This window comes from Phaeodactylibacter xiamenensis, from assembly GCF_965229835.1.
In the GTDB taxonomy this organism is placed as follows: domain Bacteria; phylum Bacteroidota; class Bacteroidia; order Chitinophagales; family Saprospiraceae; genus Phaeodactylibacter; species Phaeodactylibacter xiamenensis.
Genome location: NZ_OZ245931.1, coordinates 3,291,947 through 3,303,919 on the forward strand (window position 1 = coordinate 3,291,947; position 11,973 = coordinate 3,303,919).

Annotated in this window: 16 protein-coding genes and 1 pseudogene; 6 read left to right on the top strand and 11 right to left on the bottom strand. The window is 46.5% G+C overall.

Annotation, left to right across the window (positions count from 1 at the left end):
* The first annotated feature begins 523 nt into the window (after positions 1-523).
* From ACO08I_RS12120 to ACO08I_RS12135, 4 genes and pseudogenes are all read left to right on the top strand, one after another.
* Positions 524-616, top strand: coding sequence for an element excision factor XisH family protein (locus tag ACO08I_RS12120; protein ID WP_421949438.1), 93 nt, complete (start codon positions 524-526; stop codon positions 614-616).
* A 42-nt stretch (positions 617-658) separates the two neighbouring features.
* Positions 659-979 carry a transposase gene (locus ACO08I_RS12125; RefSeq protein ID WP_421946841.1) on the top strand — a complete coding sequence of 107 codons (321 nt, stop codon included), beginning with the start codon at positions 659-661 and terminating at the stop codon, positions 977-979.
* Entirely contained in the window at positions 979-1,986 is a 1,008-nt protein-coding gene (locus ACO08I_RS12130; protein ID WP_421947434.1) for a transposase, read from the top strand. Before ACO08I_RS12125 ends, ACO08I_RS12130 begins: the two co-directional genes overlap by 1 nt.
* Positions 1,987-2,197: 211 nt before the next feature.
* A pseudogene (locus ACO08I_RS12135) lies at positions 2,198-2,455 on the top strand (element excision factor XisH family protein); the annotation flags it as partial.
* Here ACO08I_RS12135 and ACO08I_RS12140 read toward each other — a convergent pair.
* Positions 2,452-3,669, bottom strand: coding sequence for an ISL3 family transposase (locus tag ACO08I_RS12140; RefSeq protein ID WP_282777646.1), 1,218 nt, complete (start codon positions 3,667-3,669; stop codon positions 2,452-2,454). The pseudogene ACO08I_RS12135 and the gene ACO08I_RS12140 overlap by 4 nt on opposite strands.
* A 27-nt stretch (positions 3,670-3,696) precedes the next feature.
* Between ACO08I_RS12140 and ACO08I_RS12145 the strand changes: the two genes are divergently transcribed.
* Complete coding sequence (locus ACO08I_RS12145) at positions 3,697-4,134, top strand: XisI protein (protein ID WP_421949439.1); 438 nt, start codon at positions 3,697-3,699, stop codon at positions 4,132-4,134.
* Between the two features lie 143 nt (positions 4,135-4,277).
* Positions 4,278-4,805 (top strand): hypothetical protein, encoded by a 528-nt coding sequence (locus ACO08I_RS12150; protein ID WP_282774196.1) that lies wholly within the window; start codon positions 4,278-4,280, stop codon positions 4,803-4,805.
* Positions 4,806-5,066: 261 nt separating this feature from the next.
* Here ACO08I_RS12150 and ACO08I_RS12155 read toward each other — a convergent pair whose 3' ends face one another.
* From ACO08I_RS12155 to ACO08I_RS12200, 10 genes are read right to left on the bottom strand one after another with little or no spacing between them, the layout of a single operon-like run.
* The gene (locus tag ACO08I_RS12155; protein WP_282774195.1) at positions 5,067-5,933 is read right to left on the bottom strand and encodes an ADP-ribosylglycohydrolase family protein; all 867 of its coding nucleotides are present in this window, start codon (positions 5,931-5,933) and stop codon (positions 5,067-5,069) included.
* Between the two features lie 6 nt (positions 5,934-5,939).
* Positions 5,940-6,281 carry a hypothetical protein gene (locus ACO08I_RS12160; RefSeq protein ID WP_282774194.1) on the bottom strand — a complete coding sequence of 114 codons (342 nt, stop codon included), beginning with the start codon at positions 6,279-6,281 and terminating at the stop codon, positions 5,940-5,942.
* Positions 6,282-6,287: 6 nt separating this feature from the next.
* Positions 6,288-6,971 carry an ADP-ribosyltransferase gene (locus ACO08I_RS12165; RefSeq protein ID WP_282774191.1) on the bottom strand — a complete coding sequence of 228 codons (684 nt, stop codon included), beginning with the start codon at positions 6,969-6,971 and terminating at the stop codon, positions 6,288-6,290.
* Entirely contained in the window at positions 6,968-7,138 is a 171-nt protein-coding gene (locus ACO08I_RS12170; RefSeq protein ID WP_421949440.1) for a hypothetical protein, read from the bottom strand. Before ACO08I_RS12170 ends, ACO08I_RS12165 begins: the two co-directional genes overlap by 4 nt.
* Before the next feature lie 29 nt (positions 7,139-7,167).
* Positions 7,168-8,712 (bottom strand): IS66 family transposase, encoded by a 1,545-nt coding sequence (tnpC, locus tag ACO08I_RS12175; RefSeq protein ID WP_421947415.1) that lies wholly within the window; start codon positions 8,710-8,712, stop codon positions 7,168-7,170.
* Positions 8,713-8,742: 30 nt separating this feature from the next.
* On the bottom strand, positions 8,743-9,093 hold the full coding sequence (gene tnpB / locus ACO08I_RS12180; protein ID WP_421947416.1) for an IS66 family insertion sequence element accessory protein TnpB: 351 nt from the start codon (positions 9,091-9,093) through the stop codon (positions 8,743-8,745).
* Positions 9,086-9,394: an IS66 family insertion sequence element accessory protein TnpA gene (gene tnpA / locus ACO08I_RS12185; protein WP_421947417.1), complete on the bottom strand. Its 309-nt coding sequence runs from the start codon at positions 9,392-9,394 to the stop codon at positions 9,086-9,088. Before tnpA ends, tnpB begins: the two co-directional genes overlap by 8 nt.
* Positions 9,391-10,761, bottom strand: coding sequence for an IS66 family transposase (gene tnpC / locus ACO08I_RS12190; RefSeq protein WP_421949441.1), 1,371 nt, complete (start codon positions 10,759-10,761; stop codon positions 9,391-9,393). The genes tnpA and tnpC (ACO08I_RS12190) overlap by 4 nt, the downstream gene beginning before the upstream one ends.
* Positions 10,762-10,794: 33 nt before the next feature.
* Positions 10,795-11,082, bottom strand: a complete 288-nt coding sequence (locus tag ACO08I_RS12195) for a hypothetical protein (protein ID WP_421949442.1) — start codon at positions 11,080-11,082, stop codon at positions 10,795-10,797.
* Positions 11,083-11,104: 22 nt separating this feature from the next.
* Entirely contained in the window at positions 11,105-11,971 is an 867-nt protein-coding gene (locus tag ACO08I_RS12200) for a T9SS type A sorting domain-containing protein (RefSeq protein WP_421949443.1), read from the bottom strand.
* Positions 11,972-11,973 lie beyond the last annotated feature (2 nt).

Genomic DNA, 11,973 nt, shown 5'->3' on the forward strand with positions numbered 1-11,973 from the left:
AATAAGGCACCAAAATAAATATACTTTCAAAAGTAAAAAGCTTATATACTCATATACGTTCTCCTTTTCCTGGAGTAAGGAAGTAATCAATTTATAAAAAATATAAAAGTTCATTATTGTAGCAGGCAGTAGCCAAAAAAAATCATAAATGATGTTAAGGAAGATATTTGAAAATATTATCTCAATTATGTTATCTCCTTCTGTAGTACGAAAATAGGCCCGTGCTATGTTTTCAGGGTATTCAATATAGATAATATGATTAAAAAGTACATAAAATGCTTTTAGAAAAGCATTATACGGTAAATAAATAAGTAATAATTTTACGCTATTATTGCTGCTTCTTATTGGCATGAGATAAAGTCTACAGGTGTCTCAGACTTGAGTTTATTATAAACAGTCTCAAAATTTAAATGTATAACTTCTGGTTCCTTTTTCTACTAAACTTCCTTCCTAAAATATAAAATCAACAACTTTTGTTAGGAAGTTTTTCCAGGTTTCATCTGCTATTGTAAAATAACCGGATATGTCAACAAGAGATAAATATCACGATGTCGTGAAGCAGGCGTTAGAAAAGGAAGGCTGGACCATCACCGATGATCCTGTAACAGCCCCCTAAATACTCTGACAAAAGTCTAAAAACTTTTTTAGAGATTTAGATATGGAAAAGCAAGAAAACAGAGGCCGGAAATTCAGCAAAAAGGAGAAGCTGGAGATTCTGGATGAAGCTAAAGCTTATGGGGTCAAAGTAACTTTGGCGAAGTATGATGTGTACCCTGCAACGTACTATTACTGGAAAAAGCAGTATCAAGCTGATGGTGCTGATGGCTTAGACCATAGCGTAGCTAAGGCCAACCGGAGCCGGATACGAGAGCTGGAAAACGAACTGGTCCATTACAAGCTCATGCTTGCAGAAGAGCAGCTGAGAAGCCGGTTAAAGGATGAGCTATTGAAAAAAAAGTACCCAGAGTTGAGAAAGTAATGTTAGCAAAACAATACATGTCGCTGGGTTTGATGCGGGAGGAAGTGTTAACGATAACGGGGCTTACCCGCCATGATTTATACTATCAGCCAACGGGCCGAAAAGTAGGCAAGCAAGCCACCCATTGGACACTGTTCAAAGACCCAGTAACTCAACTCTTAACGCGTCGTAGTAACGAGGAAGTAGTCACCGGTATTATCTCTATTTTGGCTGATAAAGATTTGCCAAATTGGTATCGTTTGGTGAGTGCTACTTTACAAGTCCGAGGTTGGTATATCAACCATAAAAAAGTGTACCGGCTGGAACAGGAAAATGGCCTTTTGTGTAAGGCCAGAAAACGTAAAGGGCGTAATTTTGTCCAGTACCGCAGAGTATGCCCGCAAGGCCCATTAAGGATCATTGAAATGGATATCAAGTACGTCTGGGTAGCTGGAAAGTCCTGCTACGCCTACGTCCTGACGATATTGGATACTTTTACCCGCTTTGCCTTACATTGGGCTGTAGGCTACGTCATGAAGCAAGAACAGATCAAGGATGCCTGGGATCAGGTCATCGTGAAATACTTGCAGCCAGCGGACTTGCTCAAAGCTCAAATCAGCGTCGAAATACGCAATGATAATGGCAAGCAATTTTGCAGTAAAATGGTCCAACAATACTTTCGGGACAATCACCTTAATCAGGTTTTTACGCATCCTTACACGCCCGAGGAAAATGGCCACGTAGAGAGCTTTCACAAGACCTTAGGCAGCTCTTTGAAAGGAGCCTGTTTCCATACGCTCAAAGACTTGGAAAACCGGTTGAATAAGTTCTACCAGACTTACAATAACCACCGCCAGCATAGCTCTATAGCGATGCTCAGTCCGAGTATGTTTTGGGCACTCTGGGAGGATAACCAAATCGAAATGGAAACCTTCGATAAAAAGAAAGCTCGGTTCAAATTGAGGCTAAGTCTTCAGGATGTTTTATCTTGGAAAGAGATACACCGCTATGACTGTTCCTTCGGGTAATCAGAACCAGCAGGTGTTCCTCGCAATAATGAGGTTCCCTCGATGGGGCCTCATTATTAAAAACGTAATGGTAGGCCTACGCATTACTACCTTCGGTACAATCGTCACCGTTGGTGTTCTCGCAGAGCAAAGATAATACCATCACGAATGATTATTATTCACTAATAGAATTTTGTCCGATTCTTAGGGGGCTGAACCAGATCCATACGCTTTCAGCTACGGAAAAGTTGACTTCAGGATAGACCTTGGAGCAGAAAAGCTAATAGCAGCGCAGAATGACAACCACAAGATAGCGGTAGAAATAAAGAGCTTCATCAAACCTTCACCCGTACAGGATATGCACGAGGCTGTTGGTCAGTACGAAATGTATTCATTGGCTCTTGACTTTGATGACCCTAATCGCGAACTTTACTTGGCAATACCCAAACGGACTTACGATGGCTTTTTTCAGGCTCTTCGCCATATTTAGTGGATTTTCAAATCAAGTCCTCCGAGTTTGAAATAGATCATCAGGATGAAATTGTGTGGGTTCCGATAGCCTCTGGCAATTCTCTTTATTTCCTGAATCTTTAGGTTCACCCCTTCAGCGAAAGCATTATTTGCCAATCTTTTGAAGTAGGTCTTAATACCGTACCAATGGTCATGGAGCATATTGACAAACTCCTGGATGGGCTTGATCCCGCTGTCCCAAGCCATCTTTATCCACTCATTGAGCGGCTTGAGGCGCTTGGTGAACTGAGCCGCATCGAAAACTTCCCGGAATAGCTCTTTGAGCCGGTAGGCCTGGCCTAGATTGGGGAATGCTTCTTTTAACAAGTCCAGGCGTTGTTGCTGCTTTTGAGATAACTTGCTGGCATTGCGCAGCCATAAATACCGGCTGTGCTTGAGCGCCTCCTTAAACTGCTTTTGTTCTGCTCTTCGAATAGTATCAATAGCTTCATTAAGCTTTTTGACTAAATGAAAGCGGTCAAAAACCATCTCGGCTTGTGGAAGGTAGGACTCACAGGCCGCGATATAGGAGCGTGACATATCTAGAGTCACTGACCGTACTGTAGCCCTGTCTGCGCCACGTGCTTCCATATCGATAAGTGCTTGGCCTACAGCTTTTTGGTCTTTGCCCCGAGATACGCCTACTACCTTTTTAGCTTGCCGGTCACATAGGATGGTCAGGTAGTTGTGCCCTTTCTTTCGTGAGGTCTCATCGACAGACAGGTCCTTGACCGTTCTTAGCTCCTGAGTAGCCAAAGCGTTGCTTACATGGCGGCCCACTATACGGCTAGCTATACGGGAATCAAAGCTGTAGTGGCGGCCAACTGCAGAGGCGCTCATGCCTTTATCCATAAGCTTTAGAACGTCAAGCTCAAACAAAAGGGTAAAGGAGCTGCCCGGCTCAGCCCAGGGCACAGCTACCAGGCGTACCTCTCCTGACTCCGTCTTCACCCGCGGCACACGTGCGTGCAGATAGCAGTCATGTTGGAAAAAACGCAGATGCCGCCAACTCCGCAATTGATGATCGTGCACAGGGCACAGCTCGCCCTCGTACTCAAATTTGACCCGCTTATGGTGGTCTACTTCGATATGGAGTTCCTTTTCTCCCTGTGCTGTATCTCGAAAGTCAATTTTCTTGATATACCAAGGTGATTTTAGCGCTAAGGCTGCTGCAAATAGTTCGGTGTCTTTCATCTGCTAAAAATACGAAACCCACTATTAATGGCGAAGAGCCTTTTTTCAGCGGCCATTCATCAAAGAAATTGTCAAAAGGAAAAAAATAAAGCTATTGGTTTATCAAATTGGAGCCATAAAAATATCAGCATGGATAAAGTAACAAGATACCAGGAAGCAATACTAAAAGTGTTAAATGAATATGCTAAAATCAAACCTTCAAATATTAAAAATATTGAAAATCAGGTAATTGCTGATAAAGCTAACAATCACTATCAGCTTATGCGTGTGGGCTGGGACAAAAACGAGTTTATCCATGACTGCGTGATGCATTTTGATATAAAAGAAGAAAAGGTATGGATTCAGTGCAACTGGACAGATATTGACGTTGCTGAAGAACTAATGAGCTATGGGGTAGCTCGCCTTGATATCGTTCTTGGCTTTATTCCAGAAAATGAGAGAGCGTTAACCGGTTATGCAGCATAGTATTATAGGGGTTGCCGAGGTTGTAGTAGAGCCCCCCATGCTGCCCGTAGCTTGCCACCCCAAACGTAACGCTCGCCCAGGTGGTTTGTCAAGGCTCAAATCTGAGAATTTTAAAGAAAACCTGTTATCTTATCCTCAAAAATATGGGTGCATTTCTCTCTATAGGGCTAGTCAACGAAGTCAGCGTTAGTTGTGATACAATGGCAATCGAAGAAGTGAAAGTTCCACTCGCCGAACACGGTATTCATCTAAACATCTATGAAGGCAAAATCAAGGAAAGCAGCTGGGAAGGCAAGCTACGTCCAGATATTCTGGAAAAAGAACTGCTGCCTTTTCTTCGAGCGTTGTATGATTCTATGGGTACATTCACTAAGTTTGGCGATGCAGAAGACATCATAGCTCTGCTGGAAAAAACGCCTGCTAAGGAAAGATACAAGCGATTGTTAGCAGCAAATTTTTCCAGTTTCTCTGATATAGGCCTTTCACAAATAATTCGTCTGCCAATCCATCAGCGGCATGTCGGCGTACGCTATTATAGCATCAGGCTTCATTCAGCAGGAAAAATATTGATGGAAGAGGACGGTGGCATGTTTGATATTTTCACCATCGCCCTACAGCAACAGTTTAAGGAATTTGAGTTATCTAAAGCCATCATGGTCGATGTATTTTAATACTACGGGCAGTGAGAGGGTGCTGATAGTATTTTTACTTTGGCCGGATAGCTGGCGCATTGGCGCAGTTCTCAGATGCTGAACTGCCCGACGCTTTCGGTGCAGACTGGAGAACGAACTTCGTTGTCAGCATCTGAGAACCGACAGCGTTCCTGGTCTGTACCGTAAGCGTCAGACAGTACTACTTGCAGCGTTGCTTTTGGTGTTAGGGCTGGAGCTTGGGTTGGGGGGCATGATATGGGCAGCAAGGAAACCTTTTTGCTAAGATTGTGGCCAGTTTATAACCTCTTCGAACTTTGCCGCTAAACGTTTATCTACAGAGATTAGGTAATCACGACCATATTTACCGTTCTCCAAGTGTTCATACATCCAATCGGGTAAATCTCGTTCTATCTCTCTACAAAAATAAGCTGCCGAAAAAGCTATAGCAGCAACTGTATCAACGTCTCCGGTAAACGCTATACACGTTTTGAGTAGTTCTGATTGACTACTGCTTTTCTTTATCGCGGTGATTGCCGCTCTCACACTCATCCAACCTTTTTCTCCCACTTCTCCTGACCAGTCTTCTGACCACTTCGGACTGGACACAACTTCGCTCACATAATTCCCTACATCTGCTTTGGCTCCTTTTTGATAAGCAAAATAGTGTGTCAATAAAGCTGCCGCCTCCGCTGCTGCCTTACCAGATTCCGTATTATGTGTAAGACTTGCCTGCAAACGAGTCTTTTTCATTACACCTTCAGTGTCTGCGTAGAGACCAATTATACCAGATCGCATGGCAGCACCGCTGCGGTCACTTGTTGGAACAATATTCGATAGTAAGTCTTCCCCGCTACTCGAAGCGGATAAAATATTCTGAAATTTCTTTGAATAACCGTTTCGGGGATCGCGCTGGAACACCTCTACAAAGTAATCCGCAATGATTCTCGCTTCCCATGAGGCGTTCTCTAGCATTAATTCCGCAATACCTAGACTCATCTGTGTGTCGTCGGAATAGCACCCGTGCAATGAGGCATATTTTTCGTGAGAGTAGTACTTTTCCAGATCGTTATTCTCTCGGATGAAGTTCTGAGGTCTGTACTCAAAGCCTACTCCATAGGCATCTGCGATGGCAATTTCTAAAAGCACTGTGGTTTATTTTTTGCTTATTCCTATCCTTGATAGTACCACATTTTCATCCAATTTCAGTACCTTTATTACTTCTTTCAACATCTGCAAAATATTGGGCTCATATTTAAGCCATATTTTAAAATCTGGCACATTGAAAACGTCCATTTCATCTACCCCAGATTCATTATTCCATCTCATTTGCCTTCCAATATAGCCGGACCAAAATTTCACTTTTTCTTTGGAACTCATGCTATGATAATTCTTAACCCAATAATCTTCTGTTGACAACTTGGAGTTAATCAATTCAGCTGCTTCCGAATATCTTTTATCTTTTATTAAGTTACTTATGATTTGTTCCTTATCCATTATAGTTCAAAGTTCAGTTAAGAATATAGTAGAAACACCATTCGAAGACTCGACAATATCGTCAACATGAAAACTAATTGCACTAGGAAATAATAGTTCAGGAGGGGGGAAGCCTCTATAAAACACACCGTCAGAGAGAGCTGATATATCTCTTACTCTAGAATCAGGTTTTAAAGTTATGGTCATTTTGATTTTAGTATTAGCATGATTTAAGAAAGCAGTGTTCGAACTCGCACTTACAGAGGTAAATTGCAACTCTGTTATCGGATTATTTATTTGGTAATTTGATAATATGCTCTGTAATTGAGCATCACCTCCTGTTATCTTAATTCCTCGATAAATCTGAGATTGCCCATTCCACGATGGAAGTTTGGCTAAACCTGAATCTATTAAATCTTTTATTCCAGATGTTTGACTTGTATTTATCCCTTCACGTAGCCAATAGTTAAGATCTTGATAAAAGAAGTTTGTAGTATACCCAAAGATACTATACACTTCAGATTTTGACAACCCATTTGTATTGTTCAGTATAAAGTCATCCATAATCTCAAAGAATTCGTCATCATAATCCACTCCATGTCTGGTAAATAAATCTCCCTTGACTAGACCAAAACTTTCTAATGCTGATACATACTCGTCTGGATACTCTTTTAGTACTCTTAATGCGTAACCATTCAGCCGGTATATCAATCGCCCCAGACCAAATTCGATACGAATGGCTCAGTTTGGCCAGTGAAGAGCTTCTTCATGGCCTCAAAAGCGGAGTATCCCTGTTTAGTGGCTGTGGATAAGAAAGCCCTGATACGCAGGAAGCGGTTGCCAGTCTCTATGCTGTGAAAGAAACCGGATATTTTCATTTTCACTTTTAGCGTAAGCGTCCGAGCAACTACGTGTTTTGCTCCATCGGTTTCCACTGGGGGCTGGGTATTAGGGTGTTGAGTTCGGAGAGCTTGGTATCAGGGATACGATCGAGGGTGTCTTTAAGCCATTGGTAAGGATTGATCTGATGTTCCTTACAGCTGGCCATGAAGCTGTAGATCATGGCGGCCCGCTGAGCGGCTTCGTGGGACCCGGCAAAGAGATAGTTCTTTCTGCCCAAGGCCAGAGGCCGGATTTTGTTTTCGATATGGTTATTATCGATGAGTAGGCGGCCGTCCTGGAATAGGGTTACTAAAGTGGGCCATTGGTTTTGGGCATAGGTGAAGGCCTGCCCCATTGCACTTTTGGGGGTGACATAGACGCATTGCTCATCCAGCCAGTCTTTAAACTCCTGGAACAAAGGCAGTAGATGCTCTTCCCGATAGGCCTTACGTTTTTCGGGGGTATATTCTGCGGTTTTGCGTTCGTGGCCATAGATCTGCTGGATCAGTCCCAGAGCATGCTGGGCTCGTTTTTTATCATTGCCCTGTGCTTCGAAGAACTTACGCCGCACATGTGCCCAGCAGCCCAGGCGTTCTACATCGGCACGTGCAGCGATCTGGTTGTAGGAGCCCAGTCCGTCGGTCTGTAAAAAGCCGCCCTGGAAGCCGCTCAATACAGTATTGGCGGCCTTCTGGCCACGATTATCTTCATAGACAAACAGCACCTGCCCGGTCTGTGGGCTACGTATTGCCCACATCCAGCCCAGCATCTGTTTGCTGCCCTTTTTACGGGTATCTACTTTGATACGATTACCGTTCTTGTCTTTGAGGATTTTGGTCAAGACCTTTATTTTTGATTCGTCGGCTTGCAGATAGGCCTGTTCCAATATCTGCTGGCGATGGACTTCGTATAGCGGCTTGAGTAGGGTGCAAACGGCTACAAACCAGCTATTGATGGTTGATTTGTGGACCGCCCAGTCATGATTGCGCTTAAAACGCTGGATCTGCCGGTAAAAAGGCAAATGATCAATATATTTATTGATAATAATGTGAGCTAGCAGACTAGCCGAGGCAATACTCTTTTCAATGGGGCGGCTAGGCAGCGGTGCACAAACAAACTCGGTGTTTTCATCCACCCGCGTATTGGGCTTGGCGTATTTGGGGCGGATCAACCGGATGACCTTCAGCTCCGCCGGTGTATATTCCACATACTCGGTGATGTGCTCGCCAACACGCACCATGCCCGTAGTATCTTCTTCCGGTTCCAGGGCCTTTTCTTCTACCGGGAAATGCTCCGGCAGCGGTGTGCGCCCGGGATGCTTCTTTTTTGCCACCGGCTTATTGCGCTCGTAGCTGATCTTTTCCCGCAAGGGGGCCATCTCCGCCCCCTCCGCTTCGGCCTCTTGGCCGGCAGCGAACATATTGAGCTGTCCGGCCGGTGGAGCATCCGCTACAAAGCGTTCGCTCTTACGCCCAAACAGCATACGCTCCAACTTCTCCAAACGGAATTTGAGTTGCGCATTTTCGGCCAAAACGGCCTCGTGTTCTGCTATGGAAACGGTTGCTTTCATTGGTGAAAAGATACGAAAAAGGTAGCAAAATCAGGCACCGTGGCGGTATCTTTTGCGCCTTTTTATGGACTTTAATTCGATGCCTTCCAGCACTAGCACCAGCTCCGGCCAGCTTAGCTCGGCCGTCCCCTCACGGGCCGCCAGGGGCAACTCAAAAGTCCCCCGCTCCAGCTGTTTGTAATACAGGGCAAAGCCTGTTATATCCCACATCAGCAGCTTAATACGGTCGCGGCGGCGGTTCACGAAAATGAATACATCACCGCTCATTAATTCCTGGTCCATATGCGCCCGCACCAGGCCGCTCAGCCCCGAAAAGCCCTTGCGCATATCTGTGGCCCCGCCGTAGAGGAAATACCGCTGTCGAGAAGAAAAACTAAGCATGGCATAGATGTTGGATGATTTGCGCCAGGGTCGCTGGCGAACCGCTGCGCAGGCGCAGCTCTTGATCGGCCAGGCACACTACTACTTCATGTGCCGCCCGGGGTTCGTGTGCGGCCCGGGGACGGATGCGCAAGAAGCCGGCCCCTTCATCTGGAACGTGTTCCGACAGACGGCGCTGCCAATAATAAAAAGTAGCTGCATTGATACCTTCTCGTTCACAAAATGCCTTCTTGCTTAACCCGGAAGCAGACTGCTCGGCCAGCAGAGCCTGCCACTTTTGTACGCGTTTGACTGGATTCATATCTTTAGGTTTTGCCCAAAGGTAGATTCATGAAAACCGGCAGTCAAGACGCCTTTGCTCGGACGCTTACCTTTTAGCATCCTTATGTCCCGCTCCGCCCTGTTGTTGTCAAAAGGGACCCGGAAGTCGTACAGGAAACGGAGCACCTCGCTGGCATATTCTTTTAAGGCCATAAGGAGGTTGTGGGTTTTGGTTTGCTTAGGCGGCCCTTTTGTGCCATCCCCATTTATAGCAGGGTGCAGTTTTAGCCCCTGTTGTACCCAGGTCATGTATCGTTGGCGGTACTGTGCGCAGTGGCTGGAAGAAAACGCATCTTTGCCTTGCGCTTTTGCCCGTTTTACTGCTTTATTGATGTTTTTGAGCAGTTCCTGCAGTTGCCGGGCCCAGTAATCATTATGCTCGTCAATGACGGCTTGTAAGTTGCGCAGTAAATGGGCATTGCACAGGCTATGCTGGCAGTCATAGCCGAAGTAGTTAGCGTAGCGGTCATGCACTGCAATGCCTTTAAAACCTGGCAAGATGCCCATTTCGTCCATCGTAGCATAGCCCCGCTTTCCAAGAAAGAAGTAAGTATGGGCGCTGCCGCTGGCCACATGGGCATAAGCCTGCCCTTGCGCGCGCACGCCTGTTTCGTCAAAGCCGGCTACCTCCTCTTGTTGAAAGCGCCTTATTATTTGCTCGCTGAAGCTGTCCAGTTGGCAGCAAGCCTCTGAAAGCATATTGTCCAGCGTCCCTTCGCTTATTGGCTGCCCTAAAAAATCGGACAGCAGTTCTGCCGTGCGTCCGTAAGGCAGCAATTGGTAGGACATGCAGTAGCTGGCAAATGTCCGCAGGTTGGGGCCGTACACCGCATTATTTGTAGCTTCGGCGGGGAAGAGCCCCTGCGTGCGCACCCCACAGCAGGAACAGCTGGCGCGGTGTGCACGGTGCTCTGTGACTTGTATCTCAATTGGTGGGATATCGAAGACCTGACGGCGGTCAAACCCCAAGCTTGGCTGCCCCGATAAATCTGCGCCGCAACCAGAGCAAGCCTTTGGGTAATGGTCCTCAATCTTCGCCTCGGCGCTGGGCACCATCTTCAAAGTAGTGCCCTTATGCCCTGGCTGTCCACCGGGTTTCCTGCCTTTCTTGCTTTTTTGGGTTGTTGTGCGTGACTTCTTAGGGCCGTCACTGCTCGGCGGTCGAGAACTGTTCCGGCTGTTTTGGTTGAGCTGGGCTTCCAGTTCTTTGATGCGCTGCTCTAATGCCCGGATCGTTTCGTCGCGCTGGGATATGGCTTCTTGCTGCATAGAAACAATAACCCTGACCACCTGGCTAATGTCAGGCGGCAGCTTGGATAGCAGGTTATTTAGGGCAGACGGTTCCATGGGCTTAAATATCGTATTTTTTTGAATCTTTGTTTAACCGGCTGAATGTTTACTAATTGTATCCCAATCAGTAAGTAATCCATTTTCGGTATACTCTTTAATCCTATAAAATCCTAAGTCAAATACTATGAAACTATCTTGATACTCGCTAGGTAAAGATGCTTTTAACTCACACGCTGCCTCTTCTAAATCAACCAACTGGGCAGGTGTGTGTGTCATTCCAGTAGCATCACCTAATTGAACGAAGCAGTTTTGGGCTTTCGCTGTCCCAATAGCTAAAAATATGCTAATACTTGAGAGAAAAAATTTGAAACGCAACATAGTCATTAAGATTAGTCTTTCCTTAAAGCTTCTCCACAACCACCACCCGGCGCACCCCATCCACCACCACCGTCACCCAGTAAAGCCCGGGCAGCCACTTTTCAGTAGGCAATGGGTAGGTGTGTTTGCCGGCAGTGCCATCGTAGAGGGCGGTGGTGATTTGCTGGCCGAGCGCATTCTGTACGATGACCTCCATGGGCGTGGCAGCGGGCAGCTGCAGTTCCAGTTGCAGCCAATCGGTTGCCGGGTTCGGGAAGACGCGCAGGGAGGACAGGATATCGGTTTCGCTGACCAGCGCCGCCTGATCAAAGTCCAGCAGCAGGGTAAACCCATCCGCTTGCCCGCTGGGGCGGTTCCCGGAGGACAGAGCATAGTTATTGACCCAGAGCAGATAGGTCTCTCCAGCCTTCACAAAGACAGGGGACAGGTAGTTGCCATCGGCATTATCACAGCCAGAAGCGGCAGCATTGGTGTCTACATTTGCTTTTAGCCCCGTAGCGCCCATACAGGGCGTGCTGAATGCGGTAGCGCCTCCAATATTTGGCCCGGCGGCTGTGCAGCGTATAGCCGTGCGGCTCTGGCAATCGTCCCCTTCAACTTTGTAGAGGATGAAGTCGAGGTCATCCCCTTCGTTGAGGGGGATGAGATCGAAGGCCAAACGGGCATCTACCGGGGCCGTAAACTGGACCCATGCCGGGTGAGTAGCGGGCAACCCTTCAGCCCGGCAGTCACTGATCTGGTGCGGGGTATCTGCTGCTGCCCGGCTTAAGGACGGGACGGTGAGCATGGTTTCCTGTGAGCTGAGCACAGTAGCCTCCGCACAGTCCTGCGCCTGGCTCAACGAGGGCAACAGGAATAAAGCGATAAATAGTATTTGGAGTCGCATCATAG

Coding starts and splice junctions, on each gene's coding strand:
- ACO08I_RS12120 (WP_421949438.1), top strand. CDS start 524: ATGTCAACAAGAGATAAATATCACGATGTCGTGAAGCAGGCGTTAGAA.
- ACO08I_RS12125 (WP_421946841.1), top strand. CDS start 659: ATGGAAAAGCAAGAAAACAGAGGCCGGAAATTCAGCAAAAAGGAGAAG.
- ACO08I_RS12130 (WP_421947434.1), top strand. CDS start 979: ATGTTAGCAAAACAATACATGTCGCTGGGTTTGATGCGGGAGGAAGTG.
- ACO08I_RS12140 (WP_282777646.1), bottom strand. CDS start 3,669: ATGAAAGACACCGAACTATTTGCAGCAGCCTTAGCGCTAAAATCACCT.
- ACO08I_RS12145 (WP_421949439.1), top strand. CDS start 3,697: ATGGCGAAGAGCCTTTTTTCAGCGGCCATTCATCAAAGAAATTGTCAA.
- ACO08I_RS12150 (WP_282774196.1), top strand. CDS start 4,278: ATGGGTGCATTTCTCTCTATAGGGCTAGTCAACGAAGTCAGCGTTAGT.
- ACO08I_RS12160 (WP_282774194.1), bottom strand. CDS start 6,281: ATGGATAAGGAACAAATCATAAGTAACTTAATAAAAGATAAAAGATAT.
- ACO08I_RS12170 (WP_421949440.1), bottom strand. CDS start 7,138: ATGAAAATATCCGGTTTCTTTCACAGCATAGAGACTGGCAACCGCTTC.
- tnpC (WP_421947415.1), bottom strand. CDS start 8,712: ATGAAAGCAACCGTTTCCATAGCAGAACACGAGGCCGTTTTGGCCGAA.
- tnpB (WP_421947416.1), bottom strand. CDS start 9,093: ATGCTTAGTTTTTCTTCTCGACAGCGGTATTTCCTCTACGGCGGGGCC.
- tnpA (WP_421947417.1), bottom strand. CDS start 9,394: ATGAATCCAGTCAAACGCGTACAAAAGTGGCAGGCTCTGCTGGCCGAG.
- tnpC (WP_421949441.1), bottom strand. CDS start 10,761: ATGGAACCGTCTGCCCTAAATAACCTGCTATCCAAGCTGCCGCCTGAC.
- ACO08I_RS12195 (WP_421949442.1), bottom strand. CDS start 11,082: ATGTTGCGTTTCAAATTTTTTCTCTCAAGTATTAGCATATTTTTAGCT.
- ACO08I_RS12200 (WP_421949443.1), bottom strand. CDS start 11,971: ATGATGCGACTCCAAATACTATTTATCGCTTTATTCCTGTTGCCCTCG.